This is a genomic window from Microcoleus sp. Pol11C2 (assembly GCF_036701505.1).
Classification (GTDB): Bacteria; Cyanobacteriota; Cyanobacteriia; order Cyanobacteriales; family Microcoleaceae; genus Microcoleus.
Window position 1 is genome coordinate 146106 of the sequence record NZ_JAUBQX010000005.1, and the last position, 26358, is coordinate 172463.

Below are 26358 nucleotides of genomic sequence, written 5' to 3' on the forward strand. Positions count from 1 at the left end.
TCAAATTCGGGCGATCGGGATGTGTAAAATAGGCATTGCGGTCAGGTTAAATATACTTTTAGCTGCCACTCAATAATCGGTTAAAAATATAGTTAACAACGGTCAACTATCTGAAGTGTAGTATAATATACAGATATTAGAATTAAAGTGCGATCCACTATGCTTGCTCTATCTCCAGAATTAAAAGAAAGGTTAGCAACTCCGCTCAAAATCGGCGATTTTGAAGTTAAAAGCCGCGTCCTGCAATCGCCCTTATCCGGCGTTACCGATTTGGTATTTCGCCGCCTGGTGCGCCGCTACGCGCCGGATTCGATGATGTACACGGAAATGGTGAACGCTACGGGTTTGCACTACGTGAAGCAACTGCCGAGAATTATGGAAGTTGACCCGAACGAGCGCCCGATTAGCATTCAATTGTTTGACTGCCGGCCGGATTTCTTGGCAGAAGCGGCGCAGAAAGCAGTGGCAGAAGGAGCGGATACTGTTGATATTAATATGGGCTGTCCGGTTAACAAAATTACTAAAAATGGCGGCGGTTCTTCCCTGCTGCGAGATCCGGAAACTGCCGAGGCAATTGTGCGGGCTGTTGTGGAAGCGGTAGATGTTCCTGTCACCGTTAAAACTAGGATTGGTTGGACTGACAAAGAAATTAATATTTTGGAATTTGCGAAGCGGATGGAAGATGCGGGAGCAAAAATGATTACCGTGCACGGCCGCACTCGATCGCAAGGTTACACTGGCCCGGCCAAATGGGAGTGGATTCGCCGAGTTAAAGAAGTTTTATCGATTCCTGTTATTGCTAACGGGGATATTTTTTCAGTGGAAGCAGCGATGCGATGTCTGGAAGAAACCGGCGCGGATGGAGTGATGTGTTCGCGGGGAACTTTGGGCTATCCTTTTTTGGTGGGAGAAGTTGATTATTTCTTGAAAACTGGTGTGGAAAAGATAGCTCCGACACCAATTGAACGCCTCGAATGTGCTAAGGAACATTTGCGGGCTTTGTGGGAATATAAAGGTGAAAGCGGTGTCTCCCAAGCGCGCAAGCACTTAACCTGGTATGCTAAGGGTTTCCCCGGCGCTGGGGAATTGCGGGGCGTGTTGGCTGTGGTAGAAACGGTTGAACAAGGTTGCGATTCGATCGATCGCGCGATCGAGCAATTGCCCGCATAAACCTTACCCGCAGATGTCAACTAGGGATTACAGAAACAAAACCCACCTCTGCGGGCTAAGATTTAAGACACAGTTAAAAATTTGTGTGTGGGGGAAAGCATGGACTCATTAAAAGGGCGAGATTTATTAAGTCTGGCAGATTTAAGCATAGATGAATTAAATTATTTGCTGGATCTAGCAGCCAGTTTAAAATCGGGAATGGTCAAGCTGAAACGCAATAAAGTTCTCGGCTTGTTATTTTCTAAAGCTTCAACGCGAACGCGGGTAAGTTTTACGGTGGCAATGTATAAATTGGGAGGGCAAGTGATTGACCTCAATCCCAACGTTACACAAGTCAGCCGCGGCGAACCTTTGGTAGATACAGCCAGGGTTTTAGACAGATATTTAGATATTTTGGCGATTCGGACTTTCGAGCAAAAGGATTTAGTTACTTTTGCCAACTATGCGAAAATTCCTGTGATTAATGCACTGACAGATGACGAACACCCATGCCAAGTGCTGGCGGATTTAATGACAGTAAAAGAGTGTTTTGGCAAGCTGGAAGGGGTGACTTTGACTTATTTGGGCGATGGCAATAATATGGCAAATTCGCTGATGTTGGGCTGTGCAATGACGGGAATGAATGTCAGAATTGCTTGCCCTCAAGATTTCCATCCGAATGCTGAGATAGTGGAAAAAGCTAAGAATATTGCTAATGGAAAAACAGAAGTTACTGTGACGGCGGACGCAGAAGCTGCTGTGAAGAATGCTCAAGTAATTTATACTGATGTTTGGGCGAGTATGGGACAGGAAGAGGAAGCAAAAATCAGGATTCCTTTGTTTGAACCCTATCAGGTAAATGAACAATTGCTGAAGTTAGCAGATAAGAATGCAATTGTATTGCACTGTTTGCCCGCACACCGAGATGAAGAGATTACCGATGCCGTGATTGAAGGCAGTCAATCGCGCGTTTGGGATCAGGCAGAAAATCGGATGCACGCTCAGCAAGCTTTGCTCGCAAGCATTCTGGAAAGCGATTAGGAATTAGCTAAAAATTAGTCTGGCGGGGGATCAAATCGACCTGCTCGCTACTTTTTGCAGACCGCTTCCGTTATCATTTCATTTGAACCAGGATTATTTGCAACCAGCCTGTAATTATCCGTTTCAACCATGATTAATTGCAATCTCTTAAGTAAAAGAAATGAATCACATCACTACGACAGACTTACTCGAAAATCTCAAATGGCGATATGCCACCAAACAGTTCGATCCAGCCAAAACAATTGCTCCAGAAATCTGGACAGCTTTAGAAGATGCGTTAGTGTTAACACCATCTTCTTATGGGCTTCAACCTTGGAAATTTCTGATTATTACCAGCTCGGAACTTAAAGAACAGCTCAAGCCCCACTCCTGGAATCAGTCACAGGTTACTGATTGCTCTCATTATGTCGTTTTCGCGATTAAAAAGAATCTCACTGCCGAGGATGTCGATCGCTTTATTGCCCGCACTGCCGAGGTGCGAGGCGGGACTGTAGAGGCAATGGCAGGATATCGGAGTCTAATCGTCAGTGACTTGGTTGATGGTGGCCGCAGTTTTAATATCAATGACTGGTCAACGCGCCAAACTTATATTGCACTGGGCAACTTTATGACCAGTGCTGCATTGCTTGGTGTTGACACCTGTCCAATGGAAGGAATTGAACCTGTCAATTACGATCGCCTGTTGGGTCTTTCTGCAAAAGGCTTTACTACCGTCGTAGCTTGTGCGGCTGGCTATCGCTCTGAAGCAGATAAGTATGCTTCACTCGCAAAAGTAAGATTCCCTAAGTCAGAAATCTTAGAAACTTTATAGAACCCATTTGGTATCTTCTTGAGCGAACTATATGGTTTTGAGGGGATCGTTTTACTAGAGGATTTAATACCAGAGTCAGGACTTTAAGCTAACAGGCATCAAACCAGATACAATCTAGATACCTCAAAGGCTTGTGAGACAACAAAAAGATCCTAAATGGGTTCTATAAACCCGGGATACGCTGTAAGTCGATCGCAATAGCCCACCTCGGCGCACCCTAAAAAGTGATTAAGAGGCTCCGAAATTGATTTTTGCAACTTCACCGGCGACAAGATTAACTGTTTGTTGAATTTGACTTCCGTCAACTTTCAACTGATAAGTTCCCGGAGAAAGCTCGATCGCCCCAAACCATCCTTTACCATCCGCGCGCAGTTCACGCACCTTGGCAGCAGCATCGATCGACTGCAATGTCAAGCTCGCACCGTCGCAAGTTCGATCGCACCGCTGCAAATTTCCGGCGATCGCACCTGTAGTCGGCCGCGACTTCCAAGGCATATCGGGAACCGCTGCTGCTGTCGCCCACACAGGCTGAGTTTCATAGGTTTTGCCCGTCGCAGCGTCAACGTATTGACTCGGCTGCGACAGCGCGGTGTAAAACAAATCGTTGCTTTGGGGAACGTATTTCCAAGGCTGGCGGGGCAAATCTCCGCTGCCGCCCGATCGCAGTTCCACATTCGTGTACACGTTGCTGCTAGCGTAGGAATAGAGCACCGTACCTGCGACGTGATTTCCTTTCGCAGACGGCTGTTCGGCACGACGAATCTGGCCTAGAGTGTCTTCGATGTAGTTGAGGTAATTGCCGGGGCCGATCGCAATTTGGCGGTTGTACTGGTGGTCTTTGGCGTACTCGATCCAGTGGTCATAAGCGAGTTTTTGCGATGGTTTGTACTCGCGCTGGTAGGTCATCGGCATTGCCATGTCTACGATCCCTTCTTCCAGCCAAGCGCGCCAATCCTGCAATACTTCTTTGTACGGCTGCGTTTGATACCATCCTGCATCGTTTTTCGGGCCGTCTCCCCAGGCGATCGTGGCGGCGGTAATTTTAACACGCGGTTTAATGGCAAGGCTTTCTACATAAAGCTTCCGCACTAAATTTGTCACCTGGTCGCGCCGCCACTGCATCCAGGCGGGATCGGTGGGTGCGGGTTTGCCCGATCGACCTGTTTGCTGATTGAAACGGGCGATCGCAGTCGGATTGTAGCCCCAAGTCGGCCCGCCGTAGCGCACATAATCCAACTGTACTCCGTCCACATCGTAGCGCTTGATCAAGTCCAAATAGACGGAAACAGTGTAATCTACGGCGTCTGGATGACCGGGATCGAGGAAACCGGGTGATTCGCCACTCGAAGTCAGCATCGCCCAATTGTCGCTGCCGGGGGCAGAAGGCCCGTGTTGTTGCCAAACGTGACCGGCGGGAAGTTTGGTGCCCGAAACCACCGGCAGCGTCACCATCCAAGCGTGTACTTCAATGCCTGCGGCGTGGGCTTTGTCAATCAAATCTTGCAGGGGATCGAAACCGGGGGGAACGTTGGGATCGAGGGTGCGGGGTTCGATCGCACTCGTGTAAAAAGCATCGCCACGGCGGCGGACTTGGGCGACGATGGCATTGGCATTTGCCCGCTGCGCGTCTGCGATCAATTTTGTGACTTCTTGAGGAGTTTTGAAGCCGGGGTTGAAGGCGTCAACCCAGAAAGCGCGAAATTCGGCGGTTTGGGTTTGCGGGGGCATAGTTGCGCTAGCGCGGGATGGGAAGTTGGAGAACCAACCAGGAGTCAGCAGAAAACTAATTGTTAAGCCGATCAGGAACAAGCTTGACAAAAAGAATGTTTTGGTATTTCGCATCAGAAATGTGTGAGAGAGCGTTTAACAGTCCTTTACGGACTTTTGCTTTGAGCGTCCGCTTGACATTTTCGCACAATGGTACATTAAGTGGGCAGATCGGTAAATAGTTGAGTAATACCGCTGGGAGAGTCGAGAATGAGATTAAAATTGACCTCGGCAAAATGGGCGATATTTTCCGATCTTTCAATATAGCGGTTGAGCCAGTAAATTGAATCCGCTACACCACTTAACATAGTTTTAGAGGGTAAATAGGGTTTTAATGATTTTCATTTGGGCTGTATCAAGGCCGCCTTCAAGTTTGGAAATTGGAGTTAGGGTTTTCCACTTGCCTTTATTCGCGGTAAAGATAGCATCGGCTGTTTTTTCGGCATCAATATTTTCAAAGCCGCCTATTTTATTAGTGAATAAGTAATTGAGGCGATCGAAAATCTCATCTCTTGATGCACGTTTCACACTAACTGCTTCAGGCGGTGGTGGCGGTGGCGCGAGTGGAGCAGGCGGCGAGAGATAGAATACTTTTGCTAAAGCATCTAACTTTTTACCCTTAGTAATGGAACATTTTAAGCTGGTAACAGGGTTAAAGTTTGACCATGTTTCTCGATTGGCTGCTGAAATGCGATTAGTCGCTACAATGACATCCAATCCCTTCAATGCACTTCCTGGTTCTGCCACCAAATATCTAAGTGCAGCAAGAATAGTATCTCTTGATGCTGTGCTAAGGTTAACTTTGGGTATTACTTCCCTTGCCAAAATTTTAGCTTGCTCAATGTCTTTAGATTCGGGTTCAATGATTATGCACCAGACTCGCTCTAGGTCAGCTTGTTGAGCGACTGCATAAATAAAGGAATTGCTGACTACTTGATATTGATAATCACCTGTTTCTTTAACAATCACAGGAATCCAATTGTGTCCGCCAGCTTGCAGAACTGCCTCGGCTGCGGCGGTGATGATAAACTCAGATTCAGAGCATAGTTCCCCTGGTTCAATATCCGCTAATGGCAGGTGCATCAGCTTACCGATGTCATCATACTTACTCATTTCAAGAAATACTCCTTAATTAGACCAGAATAGTGTTCTAAAGCGATATTGTTGAGAAAGACAGCGGGAATGTGAGAGAAGGCAGCGTTGGCGACAGTAGCATAACTGGAAATACTGAAGATAGTTTTAATTTCTTTTCCAGGTGTAGATTTAGGCCAATAATATGGTAGCAGATCGAAGCCATCTTTTTTAGCTTGATCGATTATTTTTCCAATTTCCTGATTTGCTGTCTGAAGGGCAGAATCTGTAATCTTCTCTCCATTGAAAAAGATTGGTAAGGCAATTGGCCCACCATCTCCTCTTACTTGTTTAATTTCAGGAATAAACTGCGTAATCACCCTAGCTGCATTGTGTAGTGATGCTAATCCATTATGCTTCGTAGGGATGAGAACAACATCCGACGCATAAACACTGCTTTGGCTGAAAAATAACCATTGGGTAGGGCAATCAATCAATATGTAATCATATTGAGAAACAAAAGGTTTAAGGATATCTCGCAATCTTTTTGCACCTTTTTGAATTTTTGATTCAGCTAGACGCTGATCTGTAAACTCTTCCATGTCATCACTTGAGGGAATCACGTCAAAAAAATGTATAATTTTTCCTCGCTTGTCCTTGTGATTAAAATTAACAACTGTTTTGTTAACATCTGCTTTTGTATCAGTCAGACAGTCAGATAAAGTAATAGCTCCTACGTCTAGACCAAGAGTTCTAGTTAAATCTCTTTGTGAATCAAAATCAACGACGAGAACATTCTTTTTCTGTTTTCGCAAAATTGCTGCTAAATTGAGCGTTGTTGTCGTTTTGCCCACTCCTCCTTTATTGTTATAGATACAAACCGTCAATGCTCGGGGCGGGTTGTCAATCAAAGATTTGATATGTTGGACAATAGCACTAATATTACCTTTATTAATCAGAGTGCAAGCAGTTGCAGGAATTACAACTTTCCCATGCCTCCTAAATAACTGGATATGAATGGCATTAGTAATAATGCCCCATTGAGCCATTTCGCAGTTAGGAGATAGCAGATATTTTTTAATCTGTTCCCTAGTAGTGTTATATTTGGGAGTACCTTCGGCCAAGTTAATTTTAGCCCCTGTCGCTATTGCCCGTCCCTTGCCTTCAACAAGTAAGTAGGGCTCGACACCAGAAAACAAAAACTTATCAGTTCCAATATTTTTACGAGCAGCGAAATCTACTGTATCAGCACTTCGACCGGTTGGAAACTGCGGAAACTGCATTTCATTTTTAGTGAATCCAAGTGCTTCTATCAGAACCGAAACAAATTGAGAGTTGACGATCGCTTCACTGGCATTGTCGGGAATACCATCTAAAACTTTATTCCAGTTGATAGTTGTCATCATTTATAGCTAGAGACTTAAGTAAAATCATAACGCTTGGTTTCAGTTTGTGTCATCGTTAGCTACCTCCCGCTCTAGCTATATGAACTGTCAACATACTTTTGGATAAGTTATATATTTTCTAGCGTGCTTGACATTTTTGCACATCGGTGAAATTTTGGGCGAAAATATACTGAACAGGCGATCGCACTTTTTGAACAAATGATACTACCGCACTTTCAAACCCTAGCCCTTCCGGCTGCAAGCAATTTACTCGATCGAGTAGATAGCTGGCGCCAAGAAGCAACCCGAAAGTTGCAGCAAAGCCAGAGAGGAGAAAAGGGACAATTTTTAACACCTTCGTCAGTCGCAACTTTGATGGCGGGAATGTTTGAATTTAACAGTCCCGATATATCGCTTTTAGATGCCGGTGCTGGTATTGGTTCCCTGTTAGCAGCCGTTGTTTGCGAGCTTTGCCAGCGCCAAAACAAACCGCACAGCCTGCACGTTACAGCTTATGAAATTGACCTTATTTTGATTGAATACCTCAAGCAAACCTTAGAATTGTGCAGTATTGAATGTCAGCGCTTTGGAATATCTTTTACCTGTGAGGTTCGCGAAATTGATTTTATTCAAGACAGCGCCGATATGTTGCAGCCCAATCTATTTACACAGCCAGTAAAACGGGAATTTACCCATGCAATTATCAATCCTCCCTATGCCAAGATAGACGCTAAATCCCAAGCCCGAACCTTGCTGCGTTCTATAGGACTAGAAACCAGCAATCTCTACGCTGGCTTCACAGTTGCTGCCGCTCACCTGCTCAAACCAAACGGTGAATTAGTATCGATTACTCCCCGCAGCTTTTGCAACGGTTTATACTTTCGAGATTTCCGCAAAGTATTCCTTCAAATGATGGCTTTACGCCAAGTACACATCTTTGAATCCCGACAGTTGCCATTTCGCGATGATGCGGTGCTGCAAGAAACTATTATTGTGCGCGCCACCAAACAAATAGAACAGCCAGATACTGTACTAATTACCTCAAGCAGCAGCGTGGGCGACGACCTGGTTTTGTCTCACCAACTGCCCTATACCGCCCTAATTAATCCCCAAGACTCCGAGCAATTTATTCGGATTTTACCGGATTCTGTCAGCCAGAAAGTAGTCGAGCAAATGGCTCAATTTACTTGCACTTTAGAGGAATTAGGCTTAACAGTTTCCACCGGAAAAGTTGTAGATTTTCGTGTTCGCTCTGACTTGCGACTAAAACCTGAAAACGATACAGTTCCGCTGATTTATCCCGCACACTTCTCGGCTGGCGCTGTTGAATATCCCACAGCCACGAGAAAGCATCAAGCTTTAGCTGTCACGGAAAAAACTGCTGCACTCCTCGTACCTAACGAACATTATGTTTTGAGCAAGCGCTTCTCGTCAAAGGAAGAGAAAAAGCGAATTGTTGCAGTTGTCTGGGATGCCCATAAATTTAATAGTTCTCGCGTTGGTTTTGAGAACCATTTGAATTACTTCCACCAACAGGGACGCGGATTACACCTCACCCTGGCGCGGGGATTGGCCGTTTATCTAAATTCGAGTTTGGTAGATGCGTTTTTTCGACTGTTCAACGGACATACTCAAGTGAATGCTACGGATTTACGAAATTTGAAGTATCCTAATCGAGAGCAATTACTTTTACTGGGCGCTCAAATAGGAGAAATATTTCCTACACAGCGGGAGATCGATCGACTTGTCGAGACACAACTGCTTAACGCGACCAATCCGTTAGAAAATAGCCCGAGGACAATCAAGAACCGTATTGATGAATCTCTAGAAATACTTGCAGCGCTCGGTTTTCCAAAAGGTCAGCTTAACGAACGTTCCGCCTTAACCCTTCTGGCTTTGCTTGACCTCAAGCCAAAGGATGCTTGGGAATCGGCAAAATCTCCACTTCGGGGAATCACACCAATTATGGAATTTATGGATCAGGAGTACAGTAAAAAATATGCACCAAATACGCGGGAAACTGCGCGCCGCCAGACTGTGCATCAGTTTCTAGATGCAGGTTTAATTGTTGTTAATCCTGACAGTCCCGAACGTCCGGCGAATAGTCCAAAAACGGCATATCAGATAGAAGAAAGTGCTTTAGAACTGCTGCGAACCTATGGCACTTATCATTGGGACAATAATGTTCGCGCTTACCTCGTTCATTTTAACGGAGAAAAATTATTGCAGCCTTATTCCAAAAATGAAAATATTTGTGAGTCCGAAGGATGCTAAAATACACTCTTTCTATGGCTGCCGCAGGCATCGGAATGACATATACTGTGATGCAAGCGGTTTAATTGACCGGAATTGTCGATCGCACTCAGTAAATCAAATAAGTAACTAGGTAAAATATCTCTGCAATGGAAAAAAAGCATAACGCTGGATTGTGGGTATCAGTATTATACTTCGCTCAAGGTCTCCCTTACACCGTCGTTAATTTAATGTCGGTGATTTTTTTGAAAGGTATGGGAACCAGCAACGAACTCATCGGATTGACAAGTCTGTTGTCTTTTCCTTGGGTTTTAAAAGGTTTGTGGGGGCCAGTTGTTGATTTGTATTCCACCAAACGCAAATGGATTTTAGCAACCGAAATCATTTGTGCTTTTCTGTTTGCTTTCCTAGCTTTTGGCGTATTAACGCCGGCACCGATTATTATATCGCTTGTTATCTTTACGGCGATCGCATTTGTATCAGCTACTCACGACATCGCTATTGACGGATTTTATTTAAACACTCTCAATAAAGACCAACAAGCACTATTTGTCGGGGTTCGCAACACGGCTTATAGAGGTGCTGTCATTGCCGGTAGCGGTTTATTGGTGTTCTTAGCCGGGAAACTGGCCGAAAACCATTTAGTCACCGGAAATACAGGCGACACCAAAATCTATCAAAACATTCCACTGTCACTTTTCGGTTCCGATTTTAGCGTGTCTGCGCTTAACTACGGATGGGCGACAGCCTTTGGCATTTGTGCGGTTATTTTTGTGCTGATATATCTTTTTCAGCGGTGGTATCTTCCCTATCCGAGAAATTACGATTTGGAATCCGATACCCCCCAACAAAGAACCAGCTTTATCGAAGCATTCAAAACCTATTTTCAGCAAGATAAAATAGGTTGGATTGTGGCTTACGTTTTGATTTTTCGCTTGGGCGATGCCTTGACTTTTAAAATGGCTCCGCCATTTTTAATGGATAAAGTTGAGAAAGGAGGATTAGCAGTTTCTACGTCGGATATGGGCTTATTATCCGGTACTTTAGGGGTAATGTTTTTGTTAATAGGAGGGTTGCTGGGCGGCTATTTGATTGCCAAACAAGGATTGAAAAAATGGATGTGGCCGACGGCAATTCTGCAAAATTCGACTAACGTGCTGTATTGGCTGTTGGCAATAAATCAACCGGGGATTGAATGGGCTTATGCCGTAAATTCGATCGAGCAATTTACTTACGGACTTGGCGTAGCTGCCTATACAGTGTTCTTGATGCGGACTGTCCGCCCTGAATACGAAGCATCTCACTATGCAATTACAACGGCTTTTATGGCCGCAGGAGTGCTGATTCCGGGCGTTTTCAGCGGCTACTTGCAGGCGAATCTCGGCTATCAAAATTATTTTTTGATGAGCGCGCTGGCTGTGATTCCCGGTATGCTGACGATTTTCTTTCTGCCCCTAGAAGATGAGAAAAAATTAGCATCCATGCCCAGACCTGGACTGGACGATTTCGATTAATATCAAGTGCGATCGCTATAATTATAAGAGCCGGGCGGGGCGGGTTTACGAATGTCTGCACTTTTTTTTCGAGATTTCGATTAACCCGCCGTTGGAGGAATATTGATATTTTTAATCATGGCAGAGTATAAATTGTCGGTGTTTGTTTTCCTAAGATAAAATAAGGACACAACATTGTTGTGTCCTTAACGAATATCTGTATTGCCAGCCGCCAACTAAATCGCAATAAAATCACTAGCTGTTAGCGGACTACTTGGAATGCCAGGAATACTGGCAAGAACTTCGCCATTACGGGCTAGTTCAATCGTCGTTATAAAATCCCCTGGAGTAACTCTGACTTGGTTGAAGGTCAAACCTCCGCTCAAACCGATTAAATCTTGACCCTTTTGAAAGTCTACAAGTGTATCTGTACCGGCACCTGCTCCTAACACTAATACGTCGCGTCCAGCGCCACTGATTAAGAGATCCGCACCCGCTGCGCCAATGAGTGTATCGTCTCCTTCTGCCCCGTTCAAATTGTCATCCCCTTTGCCACCTAATAGCAGATCGTTGCCGCTGCCACCGCTGATAATATCGTTGCCTTTGTTGCCGCTGAGAGTGTCGTTTCCCCCATTGCCAGTGATAATATCGTCCGCTGCCAAACCTGATGCTATATTGTTGGCATCGTCGCCTACTAAATTATTAATTTGGGATAGATCGAGAGCAGTTTTCATTGCCACAACGTTTGCTAAAAAGGAGCTTCCCGGAGCGGTTCTTAATTGTTCTAAACTGCTGCGCGATTCCAGCGATGTTCCCAAGGCAGGCAGTGCAAAGTCTAAGCCAGCTAACAGTTCTAAATAATCTGAATCTGTGAAAGTGAAATCAGGGCGGTTCAACTGGTCTACAGAGATTTCTGCCTGAGTCAAGCCTGGAGGAGGAGCAGTTAACAAACCGCTTTGGGTGTGCTTGTCCAAGACAAGTAGCGGGTTGATAATCGGGTTAGTAAATGTGTGAAGAACTACTTTTCCCGGGAGAAAAGCTTCTCCTCCCAAACTAACAAAGTCGCCGCTAACTATGTAGTGAGTTACATTTTTTCCGGCGCCGACTTTCTGCTTAAATGTATTGACGGTGGTCTGATCAACTCCGGGAGAATTGAAGGTGACAACATCTCCGATAGTAGAGGTAAATTCAGTGGCGGCTAGTTGCGTTATGGCGCCGCCCAAGCTGTGTCCGAGAAGGTCTGGTGGCAAGCGGCTGGGGTTTTTGGCTGTATCTTGACTGATTTCTGTCAACCAATTTCCTAATGCTTGTTTGTTGGCTTCAAATTGGTTGAAACCGGCGCCGCGCGGGTCTGCGTTGGCAATATCGTCTACGGGCGAGTCGGTGCCACGAACTACCAAAACCGGCGGTTTGTCTGGGGTAGTGGAAATTAAGCCGATCGCGTGAAATCCAGTTCCGGGATCGTCAAAGGTGCGATCGATTTGATAGCCACCAGCATTCAAGCCTGTTTGAACTACAGTTTGAAACTCGGGATCGTCATCTATGTAAACAAGTTGCTTGGCTATAGTTTCGTAAGCCGCGGGGGAGGAGGGCATATTTTTTTATTTCCTGTCTTTTGAGGGGGAATTAGTTTTTAAGCTACTTAACTAAGTTTACTATAAACTTCGTTTATTGACCATATTAATTGGTCATTTTTAGTAACTTTTTAGTGGCAAAGTGAGAGAGATTTTTTAATACAAAAAAAACACTATCGCTACAAAACCCAGGCAGGTTTAGCGCCACCAAAAATACAAATTTTGAGCACCCTAAAGCTATACAAAATCTACCCGCGTAATATCGCTTGCCACTACGCCTCTGAGAGTAGCAAGAATTTCCCCAGTAACCGGGATAGTAATTAAAGCTCCGTCACCACCTTGGGTTACTCTAATTTGAGGAAAAGTTAGACCCCGCGACAGGGTAATTAAATCTTCACTATCTTGAAAATCTAAAATCACATCTGCGCCGCCGCCGGATTCCAATACAAAGCGATCGCGCCCCGCACCACCAATTAAAAAATCGTTGCCAAACTCGCCGGAAACCAAATCGTTTCCGTCGCCGCCCTCGAAATAATCGTTATCTCTGCCGCCGTACAAGAAATCGTCGCCATCACCACCGGTGATGCTGTCATTACCTCGATTGCCTCTGAGAGTATCGTTACCGCCGTTGCCGATAACTGTATCCTCTCCAGGGCCCCCCGTAGCAGTATTGTTGCGAGCGTCGCCTGATAAATAATTCGGTTGTAAGGGAGCTAAACCGTATTGCATTTCTCTGATCAACTGCACAAAAGAAAATTCTGGCGCTGTTCTCACACTCTCTGCACCGCCTCTGCTTCTGATCGCTACTGACACATTGGGCAGGGCCAAATTCATCGCAGCTATAAACTCGTTAAAATCTGAATCGTTGTTATAAGTAAATTCAGAACTGTTTAATTGTTCTACGGAAATTTGCCTCTGCAAAAAACCGACGGGCGGAGTAGTTAACAAATTTTCAGTTCGATGTTTTGCCAAAACAGTTAAGGGATTAATACTCGGATCTGTAAAACTTTGGATAAATACTTTACCCGGGATAAATGCTTCGCCAAACAAGCTGACTACATCTCCGCTGGCAATGTAGTGAGTGACATTTTTGTTGCCTGCCCTGCTGAGATTTCTCCGAAAAGTGTTAAATGTACTCACTGATACTCCCGGAGAGTTGAAAGTAAAGATATCGCCGGTCAGAGATGTGTATTCGGTTGCTACAATTTGAGCGACAGCTCCGCCCCAACTGTGCCCGATGACATCGGGCAATAATTTGCTGGGGTTTTTACCAGTATTTTGACCGATTTCTGTGAGCCAATTTTTGATATTATCTTTGTTCTTTTCAAATTCAGGTAAACCAATGTCCCGCGAGTCGGAAAAGATAGCGTCGCCGTCGATGAAGTCTGTACCTTTAAATACCAGGGCGGGCGGGTTTTCGGGATTGGATGAACCGAATCCGATCGCATAAAAGTTTGTTTCTGGGTCGTCGAATATGCGATCGATATAGTAGCCATTAGTATCTAGGAAAGTCGAAACTTGATTTTGCGCGCTCGGCTTTTGATTCAAAAAAACAATTGATTTAGCTAGAGCTTCATAAACAGCAGGCGAGGCACTCATAATATTATATTTTCTGTTTGTTGGTATTTGCGATCGCTCAATGTTGAGCTAATTGTCCAATGGTAGCAATTATAGCTGACAAGATTTGTATGGTACACTTGATAATATCAACTCAAGAATTAAGTTTTTGCGGTTATGGGTATCATTCGTCAATACATTGCTCCATTGATAGCGGTATTAGTATTTTTCGCGGCTCTGGTAGCAGTCAGTGCTCGCATCTTTTTGCCTGGTGACATGGCTGCCCCCGCACCGATTGAGGAAGCGATCCCCCAAAAGCAAGCGGCAGTAGTGAATCCAATTTTCTTGGGGCTAAATTATTCCGCTTTTCGTGTCCGCTGAGCTGATGTCTGCTCAACTACTACCGGGCTACCTGCTGCGCTCAGGATCGGGACTCGATCGGGCAAAACTGGTAAAGTTTATGCACCGGACTTACCAAGAGCTTTACCCGGATGGGGAATTGGGACATTTGGCTCAAACTGTCGAGCAGTATTTTTCTAACCAGACGCCGGTTTGGTGGGTAGAGTGCCAGAAAAACACCCAGGAAGAGGCAGAAATTTTGCCGGCGCTTCCCTCGCAGTATCTCAATCCCCAATCTCAAGCCCAAAATCTGACATCGGTTGTCGGATGTTTGTGGTTGGGAAATGCGATCGACCAAACCACCGGAGAACGCTACGCTCACATTTTTTTGCTGTACGTAGCACCGGAACATCGCCGTCTGGGGCTCGGTGCAGCTTTAGTTATTCATGCTGAAAATTGGGCGCGGGAAAGAGGCGATCGGCAAATTGGTTTGCAAGTATTTGTGAGCAATCAGCCTGCGGTGAATCTCTATCAAAAATTAGGCTATCAAACTCATTCCTTCTCGATGCTCAAATCCCTTTGAAATATAAATTCTACTGGTTTGGAATCAGGGCTAAAGTCCTGATTCATCCAACTAATGAGGACTGAAGTCCTCAACTACAAACTTAAGTAGCAGCAGAGATATTCCTTTGTAGTAACTCATATGTTGCACCATTCTCAATTAGCCTTTTATGAACAGGCTTTCCGGCCTGTCCCACAAAAGATAAATTTTCTTGTGGAACAGGCCGGAAAGCCTGTTGCTGACAATGGTGCAATATCTCAGTAGTAAGGTACTGCGCGCGCACCCTACAATTATTGACTGCTGGCTGCTGACTGCTGAGTGAGTTGCTTAGGAGCATCCTCTGTACGGTAAAGTTTTTTTATGAACAATAACGACTACTCCAACGCCCTTGATAGTGATACGGAACTGGAAAGCCCTTTGGATCAATTTGACGAATCCGAACCCCCGCTGCCAGATCCCGAGGAAATGCTGCCTTTGCTGGAATCCCCAGAACCTCAGCACCGGATGATTGCGGCGCGGGCTTTTTGCGAACTGCAGGACGATCGAGCAATTTCGCATTTAATTAATTTATTGAGAGACGGTTGCCCCTTGGTGCGAGTGAGCGCGGCTTATGCTTTGGGGCGAAATCCGAGTCCCGATGCTGTGGAACCGCTGATTCTTCAACTTAACCGCGATTGGAACGGTTACGTTCGCAAGGGGGTAGTTTGGGCCTTGGGAAATTGCAACGACCACCGCGCTTTGCCATCTTTAATTGATGCTCTGAAAACTGATATTTCGGCGGTGCGTTTGTGGGCGGCGAGTTCTCTGGGTCAAATGGCAAAAGTTGGTTACTATGTGGTGATTGCTGCGATTCCACCGTTGATTGAAGCGCTGCGGGGAGATGTTGTGTCTGCTGTGCGGAGCAACTGCGCTTGGGCGATCGGGCAACTGGCACGCGAATTGCCGAATAATATAGTGTACGCTGGGGCGATCGACGGTTTGATTGAAGCTTTAGAAGAAGATGAAGATATGGGCGTGCGGGAAGATTCTAAATCTTCGCTCTTGCGAGTCGGCGACCCGCGCGGATTGCAGATTATTGAAGATTTAGAAATGGAAGGACTTTTGTGATATCATTACCACACTTAAACACCACTTACTAATTCCCAATTATCAATTTCATCAATCCTAAGACAGAATTTGGTTTCAAAAAAATCTTTGCTTCGCCCCAGAGCAAAGACATTTTGATTAGCTTCCTCAATGCTATGCTCTATGACGCACAGCCAACCATTGAAGACTTAGAAATTATTGACCCTTACGCCGCGGCGAGCGTTACTGGATTAAAAGACACTTACCTAGATGTTAAAGCAAAAATTACAGGCAACAAAACTGTGATTATCGAAATGCAGGTAATAAATGTAGAAGCTTTTACTAAACGGGTAGTGTACAATGCCGCCAAAACCTACGCAACTCAACTCAGACCCAGGGAAGGATACTCTAAATTAAATCCTCTGATTGCTTTAACAATTACTGATTTTATTTTGTTTGAAAATACCGAAAAGTTTCTCACTCATTTTGTATTTAAAGAACTAGAAGAAAACTTCGAGTATTATAACCGAGAAATCGAATTAGTGTTTGTCGAACTGCCCAAGTTTAACAAAGAACTAGAACAAGTCGAAAACATAATTCAAAGCTGGATTTATTTTATCAAAAATGCTCCTCTATTCGAGGAAATTCACGAAAAATTTGCATCAATACCAGAAATTCAAACAGCTTTTTCCATCGCCAGCAGAACTAATTTAACCCTTAAGGAATTAGAGGAATTAGAAAAGCGGGAAATATTTTTTGAAGACCAGCGCGGTGCTATTATTAAAAGCCGCAAAGAAGGCATAATAGAGGGTCAGATAGCATTAATTCTCCGTCAAATTGCGCGCCGCACTGGTGAAATTTCGCCGGAAATTCAAACTCGCATCCAGCAGCTATCTCTCGAACAATTAGATGATTTAGGAGAAATATTGTTAGATTTTACCAGTCAAGAGGATTTGATAGCTTGGCTTGAATCGGTGTCAACATAAATTTATAACTTTTGCACTCCTGATACTAAATCAGGCTTTAATACCCCCTTCATTCTTTATTCGCTGCAGGCAGACGGTGTTTGTGTACTAGCGATTTCAACCGCCTAGTTCCTAATCTAATAGGTCGGGTTCCCGGCGCACTATCATGTCATAAAGCGGTTGAAAGCTAAACCATCCCATCCGGTGAGATCCTACTTGCTGCTGTGTTAAACGCGCACATTCTGGCTTGATGAGAATGGGTTTTCCCGCGGCTTCGGCCATTAACTGCGCTTGACAAGAACGTTCCATTGCAATAAACCACCAAGCTGCTTCATCTACTGTTTGACCTACTGTTAACAGTCCGTGATTTTGTAAAATAATAGCTTTTTTCTCACCTAAAGTTTTGGCGATGCGTTTAGCTTCTTCGATTTCCAAAACAACTCCGGTGTAATCGTCAAATAAAGCTTGGTCTTCATAAAAAGAACAAGCATCTTGCGTCAGCGGGTCAAGCAGGCGGCCCAAACTCGACCAACTTTTGCCGTAGGGAGAATGAGCGTGCGCTGCTGCGATTACGTCGGGGCGGGCGCTGTGCACTTGGGAATGAATGGCAAATGCTGCTTCGTTTACGGGTTTATTTCCTTCAACAACGTCGCCTTTGTGGTTGACTAAAATTAGGTCGCTGACTCGAATTAAACTAAAGTGCATTCCAAAAGAATTGACCCAGAAATGGTCTAGGTGTTCGGGGTCGCGGACTGTGATGTGTCCGGCAATTCCTTCGCTAAATCCGAAGCGGGCAAATAATCGGAATGCGGCGGCTAAACGTTGTTTGCGGTGGCGGCGTTCTTCTTCAAGTGAGTTAAATGTTGGGGGTTGAAAAGTGACTTTGGGGATTTTTATTGCAACCATATATTTTATTAGTGAAAAGACAGGAGGCAGAGCCTCCGAATCGGCATTCCCAGTCAGAGACTGGGAACGAGATAAATTTTGAATTGGGAAATTTGAATTGGGAACTGTGGGGGCGGCATCTTGCCTGCCCTACTAAACTGCGACTTCACTAAGGCGCAAACCTGCGATGTTTTTGCAGTCGAAGGTGGCGTTATTGCCGGGGCGACGTTCTATTAATTCTAGAATTTGTCCGGCGGGGTTTTGCAGAAACCACTGAGTTAATGAGCCGTAGTCTAGAGGACGCTCTGATAGCGGTTTAAAGTTTTTATTTTGCCATATTGTAGCAGCATTCTGCACGTTTTCGACTCGAATCGCGACGTGGTGAACTGCTGCTAATCCTCTTTCTTCCTGGAAACGGTTTTTTTGGTCGCCGACTGCGTGGGGCGCATCTAATACTACTAAGCCGCCCGCTGGCATTAATAAGGTCATTAAATGCAGCCACAAATCGGAGGGAACGTTAATGTTTCCCGCACAAAAGTTAATCGGGAATAAGTCGGGGCCTTCGACAATTTTGGCACCGAAGGGGCGGAAAGATGCGGCGTAGTTTTCGAGTTCGGTGCGGCTGGGAAATGTGATGACAAAATGGTCGATCGCCACTTGTTCGTCGTACAGGTGTGTTTCAAACGTCCAGGTTGTTAAAAATTCGGGAGTGATAAATTTGGGGTTGAATTCCAGCAAGCCATTGTTTTCGATGAAAGGTGAGTCAACTTGGCTGTCAAGGTTGCGATCGAACTTTAGGGTTTTTAGATTCAAGTTTTTCATCTGTCTTCCCCGATGTTAACTCCGCAAAACTGCGAATTGTGTCTACAAGCTGAAGTTGACACACATTTGGTGCGCCTTCTGTCAAAAATAACACAAAATTTAATACAGGCAAGCAGAACGGGCGATCGTAACTCCCAAACCTTTACAGAGCAAATATTCCCCAATTTAAAATCTAAAATCTAAAATCTAAAATCGGATGGTTTGCCGATCGCCAGCCCGGCCAACCACGCTGTAGTCCAGGCACTTTGGAAGTTGAAACCGCCCGTCACACCGTCGATATCCAAGATTTCGCCAGCAAAGAAAAGTCCGGGACAGCGGCGGCTTTCCATTGTTTTAAAATCGACTTCTTTGAGGTTGACACCGCCGCAGGTGACGAACTCTTCTTTAAATGCGCCTTTTCCGGCAATCTGATATTCGCCTTGAACGAGTTCTAGGAGGAGGCGATCGAGGATTTTGTTAGATAAGTCTGCCCAGCGTTTTTGCTCATCAATGCCGATCGAACTTGTCAAGCGTTCCCAGAGGCGGCGCGGCACCGGAAACGGACAGCTAGAGACAATCAATCGGTGCGACAACTGCGACTTAACTGCTAGCAGTTGCTGCCGCAAAACTTCCGCATTGTACTGGGGAAGCCAATTAATCAGTACAGATGTTTTATAATGGCGATCGTGCAAAAATCTCGCACCCCAAGCCGAAAGTTTGAGTACAGCAGGCCCGCTTAAACCCCAGTGAGTAATTAGCAAAGGCCCGCTTTGTTCTAATTTAGCCCCCGGCAATTTCACCTTAGCATTAGGAACAGAAATTCCGGCTAAATCTTTGATTCTGCTGTCGGAAATATTAAAAGTAAATAGAGAAGGAACGGGCAGTTCTACAGTATTACCTAACTCTTTTGCCCACTTATAACCCGACGGATTGCTGCCTGTAGCGAGAAGAATGCGATCGCACTTCAATTTCTCCCCGGATTTCAACTCAATTTCAAACGTAGGGGCGGTGCCCCCCTGTTCGCCCTCTGCGGTGTTGCCCGTTAATTTCTTTACTGAAACGACTGCATCACCCGTGCAAATTTTCACGCCTGCATCCTCAGCAGCCCGAATCAAACAGTTAACAATTGTCCCCGAATCGTCGGTGATCGGAAACATTCGCCCGTCTTCTTCGGTTTTCAACTTCACACCGTGACCGGCAAACCATTCTACAGTATCGCGGGGTTGAAATCGAGTAAAAGCACCGCGCAGAGCTTTCCCTCCTCTGGGGTAATTCTGCACTAAAACACCGGGATCAAAACAAGCGTGAGTCACATTGCAGCGCCCGCCGCCAGAGATGCGAACTTTTGCCAGGAGTTGCCGGCCAGCTTCTAGTAAAGTGACGCGGGCCTGCGGGTAGGTTTTGGCACAGGTAATTGCACTAAAAAAACCCGCAGCACCGCCACCTATGACTGTAATTTTGAGAATTCGATCGGACAAATTTTTTCTCGCTTATTCTGGTTCAAAATCGGATTTTGCCGCCCCGCAAGTGGGACAAACCCAATCGTCGGGGATATCTTCAAAGGCAGTACCGGGAGCTATGCCTCCGTCGGGGTCGCCTTCTGCTGGATCGTAGACGTAATTGCAAACTGTACAAACGTATTTTTGCATTTGCTTAACTCAATTTTTTATTGTAAGCCTATAGATTGTACTTGACAACGCAACCTAGTGCAATACCACTTTCAAAAAGTAATGAGACTTTCTGTAATTCCCAAGTCTTTACGAATTAAGTTTTGCACCATCTTCAAATCTAAAATCTAAAATCGTCAAAGCCTCCAGAACCGCAGTTCTAGAGGCTTGATCGTATTTTTTATTAGTTTGCTGCGATTGGAAGACTAGACTTTTGCTAAAGGCTTAGTCCAAACGCCGTTTTCATCTTCTTCATACTGCTGGTGAATGGCATTCCAAGCGGTGTGTTCCGCTTGTATCGAGTCGTTGCTTTCGTCAAATGCGGCGTTGTAGGATTCCATAAAGGTTTTTTGAGCAGCTTCCGACAGGTGCGATCGCACTTCTGGAGACAAGTCTGCCGGACTATTGCAGCGGCCTTTGACGGCGCGCGGCAGCGTCATTTCGCTAACTGAAACTTCTTCGCCACCTGCACTTTCTAGCAAGAGTTGAAATTCGCCCGATTTATCTGCGGGAACTTCTGCCATCACGAGAAATTCGCCTGCTTCAACGCGGGTTTGATAGATAGTTGCTTTGTCTTCCGGCATTCCCAAAGCGACCAAAGCCGAAACTAGACCCGCACCGGCCGAACCTGCGATCGCCCCGCTAGCAGCACCCAACAGTACCGCACCCAACGGGCCCGCCGATACTACTGCACCGACAAAGGGAATAAACAGCACGCCGACGCCTGTTAGCAAACCCAAAAAAGAACCGAATAAGGAACCAAAAATCGCCCCGCTTCGCAGACCGCCTAATATCACATCTTTTTTAGTAATAAAGCCGGCAATTTTAGTTTTAGATTGAAAGTTTTTTCCCATTACTGAGATGTGGTCGCGGGAAACTCCGCGATCGAGCAACCGCCGAATTACACCGTCTAATTGTTCTTCTTCCTTAAATACGGCTGAAACTGTGCGTTCGGCTAAATATTCCTCGGTCATTGTTCCTCCTTGATAATTGGTAGATTAGCTGTGCTATTTCTTAGTATAGGAAGACACTGTAGGGTAAGCGCATCGACCCCGAGATAGAGGTCGATTAATGGGATATAGTTTGAGGCTCTATCAAAAGACTTAAGAGATTTTTTAAGGAGTGATTACTCATATATTACAGATAGTTATTAACCTCTCATATAACCTTACTAATATTATGATTATATTCTCTTTTAACGGTTTGAGTTGGATTATGTATTCAGATGTTCCGGACTCAAAATCAGCCTTTTATGCTGCTATATCCGCGTCGAGTTTGTCTTGATTCGCCAAAGAATAGGCTAGTAAACCATAAATTTGTGTTTTTGATCAAGTCAAGTGCGGTTTTTGATCAATGATTTGTTCTGGAGTCAGCCTAGCATTAACATCAATAGCAATATTTTTTACGGTAATTCGGGTTTGGGCGATGCGCGGGTGGGTGCCGCAAGTTCCCGGCGTGCTGACAATTAGCGTTCCAATCTCAACGGTAGTTGTCATCTTTACCTAGATTAAGTTAACTTTATTTTATTGTAACGCAGCTTCATTTCTACCCGATCGCATTTATCAAGGTTAATCAATGCCATTAGCACCCCTGTTTCCTGTCGTTCATCCCATCCTCAAATCTGCTTTTCCCAGATGTCTGTGGACTGGAGATATCAACAGCCGAGAGATCGCCCTCACATTTGACGACGGGCCGCACCGTCAGCACACACCTCAACTGTTAAAAATTTTAGATAAATACGACATCAAAGCTAGTTTTTTCTGGCTAGGTTTTTGCGTGGACAGGCATCCAGAAACGGCTAAAGAAGTGTACGATCGCGGACACTGGATCGGCCTCCACGGCTATCAGCATATATCGTTTCCCAAACTAAAAACCCACGAGCTCAAACAAAGTTTAGAAGACACGCAGAAAGCAATTGCCAAAGCTTGCGATTTAGACCCACAATTAATCCTGGACGTGCGGCCACCCAACGGCATTTTTACGCCGCGAACATTAGAGTTATTGCAACAGTGGGAATATCGCCCTGTAATGTGGAGTGTCGTCCCAGAAGATTGGGTGCGACCGGGGGTGAGGAAAGTTATTAGTCGCATCGTGCAGCAAACAGAAAACGGATCAATTATTGTACTGCACGACGGATATTGCGGCGGTGAAGATGTTGCTGCTTCGGCGGATAAAATAATTCCATTGCTTTTGTACAAAGGTTACAAATTTGTGACAGTCGATAGACTGTGGGAACAGACCAACATTCAAATAACAGGAAATTAAGTTAATGAAAAAAAGACAGTTTATTGCATCTCTTTGTTTGGTAAGTGCCGGATGGGCGATCGAGCTTTCTCCTGCTTCCCTAAGCGCGGAAACTCCACTTGTAGTGCAGCAGCCAGCCCCTGGCGTATCCGCGCCTGCCCCCAACTCGAAAACCCCGCAAGTGGAACTGCTAAATCCGGGAGTGGAACCACGACAGGAACTGCGTTTAAAACCCGCTATCGATGTCAAAGAAACAACTGTTATGACCGTAAAAACGGATATGGAAATATCCGCATCCGGTCGGTCTTCGCCTGGGGCTAAAATTCCAGTATCGGTGATGACTTTCGAGACAAAAGTCACTAAAATTGATCCCAATGGCGATATTCACTACGAGTTTGCTTATACTAACTCAGATATCGTCGGCGATACTGGAAATATGCCACCAGCCGTCCGAGATGCCATGCGTTCCGCACTCAAAAGCATGGTGGGAGTGAAAGGCTCTTTCATCATGGACAATCGCGGTTTTCATAAAGGAGGTGACATTATTTTGCCCGAAGGAGCTGACAACAACCTCAAACAAATGGTTGGACAAATGTCTAAATCTCTAGAACAACTAGCCTCGCCGCTGCCTGCAGAAGCAGTCGGAAAAGGAGCCACATGGCGCGTTTCTTCTTCCTCTGATTTCAGTGGCATGAATGTGAATGACATTGCTACCTATGAATTGGATAGCTGGCAAGATGGAGTTGTGTCTCTGAATGTAAGTATAGAGCAGCAAGCCAACCCCCAAAATATTACCTCTCCCCAATTGCCTGCTGGAACTACCTTAAGCCTCAAATCTTTTAGTTCTCAGGGCAGGGGAAAAGTTACAGGGCGCTTGGATAGATTAATTCCTTTGCGCTCTAGTGTGTCTATTAGTTCAAATAGCGAAATGAGTGTTAAAAATGCTGGCAGCTCAGAAGAATCAACAATCACAACAAAAATGGCGATGGAGATGACTTTAGAGTCGAAGTAAGCTTTATTATACCAACTCTAAAAAGTAGAGACACGGCACTGCCGTGTCCTTAGTCGCCGGTAATTTTATAATAAATGGTATTAAATCGGGTTAATATACCTGATATTATCAAAAGTTTCCGAAAGTTTCGATCGCCAATTTGTAAGTAGAGGAGTCTGTTCTATGATTCGATCGCACAGATGGCAAGCTATCATCGGTTTACTGGTAGCCCTGGGGATAATCATCGGGAATTTAATGTTTCCGGGTCTGAATGTAGCGCCGGCATTTGCTCAAGCCCAATTTAAGGATGTTAACGACCATTGGGCGCAAGCTTGCATTGAGGAGTTAGCGCAGAAAAAAATCATCAGTGGCTACTACGAAGACGGCACTTTTCGCCCGAATCGCCCCGTCAGCCGCGCTGAGTTTGCGGCGATGGTTCGCATGGCTTTTCCCGATGCCAAAACCGTCCGCGCTCCGATCGACTTTGCAGATATTCCTACAAATTACTGGGGTTTTAAAGCAATTCGAGAAGCTTATCAGACGGGTTTTATGTCTGGATACAGTGGCAGTATCTTTAACCCTACTTTGAATATTACCCGCTGGCAGGCTTTGGTAGCTTTAACCAGCGGCTTGAAATATACACCTACGGGGTCGGCGGCTGAGATTTTGGATGCGACTTTTGAGGATGCGCGGGATATTCCCGAACTGGCCAGAAGTGCGATCGCCGCCGCCGCCGAAAAACAACTTGTGGTCAATTATCCTGCTGTTAAACAGCTAGAACCTACTCGGAATGTTACTCGCGCCGAAGTCGCAACTTTTTTCTGTCAGGCGATCGCCAAACCCGGCCAAACTGCCTTAGTGCCTGCCCAATATATTGCCCAAGTTCCGGCGAATATCGGCCCGCCGAGAACAACAGAAATCTCGGAAGCGGGGAAAGTTCGGGCGGAAGTTTCTTTCGTAAAAGAAGCAGAAAATGCTAAAAATCTCCGCATCAGAATTATCCGCGACGGTAAAACTTTATTAGAAGAACCAGTGCTGATACCGACTCGTTCTCTAGTAGATAACCCCGACCAAAGAGCCCGCGAAGAAATATCAGAAGGACGTTTTTTATCGCTGCGAATCCGTGATTTGGACGGGGACAAGGAACCGGAAGTGCTGGCAGATTTAGTGTCAATCAAAAGCGGCGTCCGCTGCTGCAATTATTCGTTTATTTATCGCTACGAATCGGGGGCTAACAAGTACAGTCACATCAAGCATTTCTGGGGCAATGTGAGTTACGAAATAGTCGATTTTGGCAAAAATGATATCCCAGAGTTTAAGAGTCTGGACGGCAGATTTTCCGAGGCTTTTACAAATTATGCTGATTCTCGCTTTCCGCTGCAAATTTGGCAGTACCGCCAAGGTAAAATGCAAGATGTTAGCAAACAGTATCCGGTGGAAGTATACACGAATTCTGCTGAGCTTTGGCTGGAATCTAACAAGCGTCTGAGTGAAAATGGGGAGGTGAAAGGGGTGTTGGCGGCATTCATGGCGAACAAGTATGTCATGGGCCAGGAGGCGGAAGGTTGGCAGTTGTTGGAGAGGGTTTATCAAGGACGCGATCGCACTCAATTCTTTGGAAAGTTGCGGGAGTTTTTGGTGAGCACTGGTTATGCTAGTAAGTAGATTAGGAGGTTTTTAACCGCCGATGAACGCGGATAAACGCTGATAATATCTGTAGGGGCGGGTTTTACGAATAATATCTAATTCCTACTAACAATATTACTAAACCCGCCCCCATACAACAGATAACCCACGTCAACTATTCATCAAATTTATCGTCACATATTAATTTGTTTAAATAAAGTAAATTACTAACAACTTGTGAAGAAATACCAAAAATAGTTGCTTTTTGAAGCGCCAAGCTAAAATAAATATAAAATCTCATAAATTTAATCACTGAAAATGGTATATCCATCTGCACCTTGGAATCTGCAAGGTTATGCTGTTGAGACTTTACAATTGGTAGATGTGGCACGAGTGCGCCCCTTGGTTCCCTCTGAGTTAGAAATTGTCTCTTTATTGCCAGGAAAAACCCTAGGTGGCATTTATATATCCTCCTACGGGTTGGGTTCGGTGATGGAGTACAATGAGTTAATTGTCGTTAGCGCGATCGTCAATTATGCAGGAAAATGGGGGGCTTGGATTTCCCATATTTACGTAGACAATCCTAACTCGGTAGCCGGCGGGCGCGAAATTTGGGGGCTTCCTAAAGAATTAGCTCAATTTAGTTGGGAAGGCAGCGATTCGGTAAAGGCAGCACCGCTAGGCTACCGCATCACAGTTCGCCAAGAAAACCGTCAACTGTGCAGCCTCAATTACAGCAAGCAAACGTTAGCCTTACCCCTGCCTTTTAGCGGAAATGTTTTCAGCGCTGACCGCAGCAATTTGTTGTTGTTTAAAGGAGGATTACAATCTCGCATCGGTTTGATTAAAGGCGAATTAGAAGTGGCAGAACAAAGTCCTTTTGCCAGTTTAAACTTAGGTCAGCCCTTGCTAACAGTTGCCTGCGAAGATATGCGTTTAACAGTCGCTGCGCCCGAAGTTGTGGGAAACCGAGCCGTTGAATTCAGTTATTAGCTGTAAAGTGCGGATCTTCGCCGTAAACCTAAAAAAACAGAACAGCCAGAAACCCGGTTTCTTGAAGAAGCCGGGTTTCTGGCGCCGCGTATTAGTTTGAGCTACTTACCAGAAAGAAT

Annotated in this window: 24 protein-coding genes and 1 pseudogene; 13 read left to right on the forward strand and 12 right to left on the reverse strand. The window is 45.2% G+C overall.

What is annotated here, in order from left to right; genetic code table 11:
* Window positions 1–159 precede the first annotated feature (159 nt).
* From dusB to QUA42_RS05225, 3 genes are all read left to right on the forward strand, one after another.
* Window positions 160–1170 carry a tRNA dihydrouridine synthase DusB gene (gene dusB / locus QUA42_RS05215; protein WP_333059203.1) on the forward strand — a complete coding sequence of 337 codons (1011 nt, stop codon included), beginning with the start codon at window positions 160–162 and terminating at the stop codon, window positions 1168–1170.
* Between the two features lie 99 nt (window positions 1171–1269).
* Entirely contained in the window at window positions 1270–2190 is a 921-nt protein-coding gene (argF, locus tag QUA42_RS05220; protein WP_333135720.1) for an ornithine carbamoyltransferase, read from the forward strand.
* A gap of 160 nt (window positions 2191–2350) precedes the next feature.
* Window positions 2351–3001, forward strand: a complete 651-nt coding sequence (locus tag QUA42_RS05225) for an NAD(P)H-dependent oxidoreductase (RefSeq protein WP_333135722.1) — start codon at window positions 2351–2353, stop codon at window positions 2999–3001.
* 228 nt (window positions 3002–3229) lie between these two features.
* On the opposite strand, the gene QUA42_RS05230 is transcribed toward QUA42_RS05225, so the two are convergent.
* The 4 genes and pseudogenes from QUA42_RS05230 to QUA42_RS05245 form a co-directional block, all read right to left on the reverse strand.
* Window positions 3230–4843, reverse strand: a complete 1614-nt coding sequence (locus QUA42_RS05230; protein WP_333135724.1) for a family 10 glycosylhydrolase — start codon at window positions 4841–4843, stop codon at window positions 3230–3232.
* 92 nt (window positions 4844–4935) lie between these two features.
* Window positions 4936–5076: pseudogene (locus QUA42_RS05235) on the reverse strand (alpha-E domain-containing protein); the annotation flags it as partial.
* A 4-nt stretch (window positions 5077–5080) separates the two neighbouring features.
* Window positions 5081–5881, reverse strand: coding sequence for a hypothetical protein (locus tag QUA42_RS05240; RefSeq protein WP_333135726.1), 801 nt, complete (start codon window positions 5879–5881; stop codon window positions 5081–5083).
* Window positions 5878–7245 carry an AAA family ATPase gene (locus tag QUA42_RS05245; protein WP_333135728.1) on the reverse strand — a complete coding sequence of 456 codons (1368 nt, stop codon included), beginning with the start codon at window positions 7243–7245 and terminating at the stop codon, window positions 5878–5880. The genes QUA42_RS05240 and QUA42_RS05245 overlap by 4 nt, the downstream gene beginning before the upstream one ends.
* 198 nt (window positions 7246–7443) lie before the next feature.
* Between QUA42_RS05245 and QUA42_RS05250 the strand changes: the two genes are divergently transcribed.
* Together QUA42_RS05250 and QUA42_RS05255 are read left to right on the forward strand one after the other, a co-directional pair.
* Complete coding sequence (locus QUA42_RS05250; protein WP_333135730.1) at window positions 7444–9498, forward strand: Eco57I restriction-modification methylase domain-containing protein; 2055 nt, start codon at window positions 7444–7446, stop codon at window positions 9496–9498.
* 128 nt (window positions 9499–9626) lie between these two features.
* Complete coding sequence (locus tag QUA42_RS05255; RefSeq protein WP_333135732.1) at window positions 9627–10991, forward strand: MFS transporter; 1365 nt, start codon at window positions 9627–9629, stop codon at window positions 10989–10991.
* A gap of 215 nt (window positions 10992–11206) precedes the next feature.
* Here the strand turns inward: QUA42_RS05255 and QUA42_RS05260 are convergent, their stop codons facing one another.
* Both QUA42_RS05260 and QUA42_RS05265 read right to left on the reverse strand, forming a co-directional pair.
* Window positions 11207–12565: a calcium-binding protein gene (locus QUA42_RS05260; protein ID WP_333135734.1), complete on the reverse strand. Its 1359-nt coding sequence runs from the start codon at window positions 12563–12565 to the stop codon at window positions 11207–11209.
* Between the two features lie 216 nt (window positions 12566–12781).
* On the reverse strand, window positions 12782–14143 hold the full coding sequence (locus QUA42_RS05265; protein WP_333135736.1) for a calcium-binding protein: 1362 nt from the start codon (window positions 14141–14143) through the stop codon (window positions 12782–12784).
* 135 nt (window positions 14144–14278) lie between these two features.
* Here QUA42_RS05265 and QUA42_RS05270 point away from each other — a divergent pair, with 135 nt between their 5' ends.
* The 4 genes from QUA42_RS05270 to QUA42_RS05285 all read left to right on the forward strand — a co-directional run bounded on the left by QUA42_RS05270 (window position 14279) and on the right by QUA42_RS05285 (window position 17053).
* Window positions 14279–14482: a hypothetical protein gene (locus QUA42_RS05270; RefSeq protein ID WP_333036629.1), complete on the forward strand. Its 204-nt coding sequence runs from the start codon at window positions 14279–14281 to the stop codon at window positions 14480–14482.
* 4 nt (window positions 14483–14486) lie between these two features.
* A complete protein-coding gene (locus QUA42_RS05275) occupies window positions 14487–15023 on the forward strand; it encodes a GNAT family N-acetyltransferase (protein ID WP_333135738.1) in 537 nt (178 codons plus the stop codon).
* Window positions 15024–15362: 339 nt separating this feature from the next.
* On the forward strand, window positions 15363–16109 hold the full coding sequence (locus tag QUA42_RS05280) for a HEAT repeat domain-containing protein (protein WP_333135740.1): 747 nt from the start codon (window positions 15363–15365) through the stop codon (window positions 16107–16109).
* Window positions 16110–16150: 41 nt separating this feature from the next.
* On the forward strand, window positions 16151–17053 hold the full coding sequence (locus tag QUA42_RS05285; protein WP_445301291.1) for an Rpn family recombination-promoting nuclease/putative transposase: 903 nt from the start codon (window positions 16151–16153) through the stop codon (window positions 17051–17053).
* A gap of 111 nt (window positions 17054–17164) precedes the next feature.
* Here QUA42_RS05285 and QUA42_RS05290 read toward each other — a convergent pair whose 3' ends face one another.
* The 6 genes from QUA42_RS05290 to QUA42_RS05315 form a co-directional block, all read right to left on the reverse strand.
* Entirely contained in the window at window positions 17165–17938 is a 774-nt protein-coding gene (locus QUA42_RS05290) for a class II aldolase/adducin family protein (RefSeq protein WP_333135742.1), read from the reverse strand.
* A 132-nt stretch (window positions 17939–18070) separates the two neighbouring features.
* Window positions 18071–18739: a hypothetical protein gene (locus QUA42_RS05295; protein WP_333135745.1), complete on the reverse strand. Its 669-nt coding sequence runs from the start codon at window positions 18737–18739 to the stop codon at window positions 18071–18073.
* A gap of 179 nt (window positions 18740–18918) precedes the next feature.
* Window positions 18919–20184 carry an NAD(P)/FAD-dependent oxidoreductase gene (locus tag QUA42_RS05300; RefSeq protein WP_445301292.1) on the reverse strand — a complete coding sequence of 422 codons (1266 nt, stop codon included), beginning with the start codon at window positions 20182–20184 and terminating at the stop codon, window positions 18919–18921.
* Window positions 20185–20208: 24 nt separating this feature from the next.
* Complete coding sequence (gene rd / locus QUA42_RS05305) at window positions 20209–20367, reverse strand: rubredoxin (RefSeq protein WP_333036615.1); 159 nt, start codon at window positions 20365–20367, stop codon at window positions 20209–20211.
* Window positions 20368–20591: 224 nt separating this feature from the next.
* Window positions 20592–21359 carry a ChaB family protein gene (locus tag QUA42_RS05310; protein ID WP_333135748.1) on the reverse strand — a complete coding sequence of 256 codons (768 nt, stop codon included), beginning with the start codon at window positions 21357–21359 and terminating at the stop codon, window positions 20592–20594.
* A 354-nt stretch (window positions 21360–21713) separates the two neighbouring features.
* Window positions 21714–21881 (reverse strand): DUF433 domain-containing protein, encoded by a 168-nt coding sequence (locus QUA42_RS05315; RefSeq protein ID WP_333135750.1) that lies wholly within the window; start codon window positions 21879–21881, stop codon window positions 21714–21716.
* A 79-nt stretch (window positions 21882–21960) separates the two neighbouring features.
* On the opposite strand from QUA42_RS05315, the gene QUA42_RS05320 reads away from it, so the two are divergent.
* From QUA42_RS05320 to QUA42_RS05335, 4 genes are all read left to right on the forward strand, one after another.
* Window positions 21961–22650, forward strand: coding sequence for a polysaccharide deacetylase family protein (locus tag QUA42_RS05320; protein ID WP_333036612.1), 690 nt, complete (start codon window positions 21961–21963; stop codon window positions 22648–22650).
* Window positions 22651–22654: 4 nt separating this feature from the next.
* The gene (locus tag QUA42_RS05325; protein ID WP_333135752.1) at window positions 22655–23641 is read left to right on the forward strand and encodes a DUF6263 family protein; all 987 of its coding nucleotides are present in this window, start codon (window positions 22655–22657) and stop codon (window positions 23639–23641) included.
* 162 nt (window positions 23642–23803) lie between these two features.
* Window positions 23804–25285 carry an S-layer homology domain-containing protein gene (locus QUA42_RS05330; RefSeq protein ID WP_333135754.1) on the forward strand — a complete coding sequence of 494 codons (1482 nt, stop codon included), beginning with the start codon at window positions 23804–23806 and terminating at the stop codon, window positions 25283–25285.
* A 279-nt stretch (window positions 25286–25564) separates the two neighbouring features.
* Window positions 25565–26239 carry an acetoacetate decarboxylase family protein gene (locus tag QUA42_RS05335; RefSeq protein ID WP_333135756.1) on the forward strand — a complete coding sequence of 225 codons (675 nt, stop codon included), beginning with the start codon at window positions 25565–25567 and terminating at the stop codon, window positions 26237–26239.
* Window positions 26240–26358: the final 119 nt, after the last annotated feature.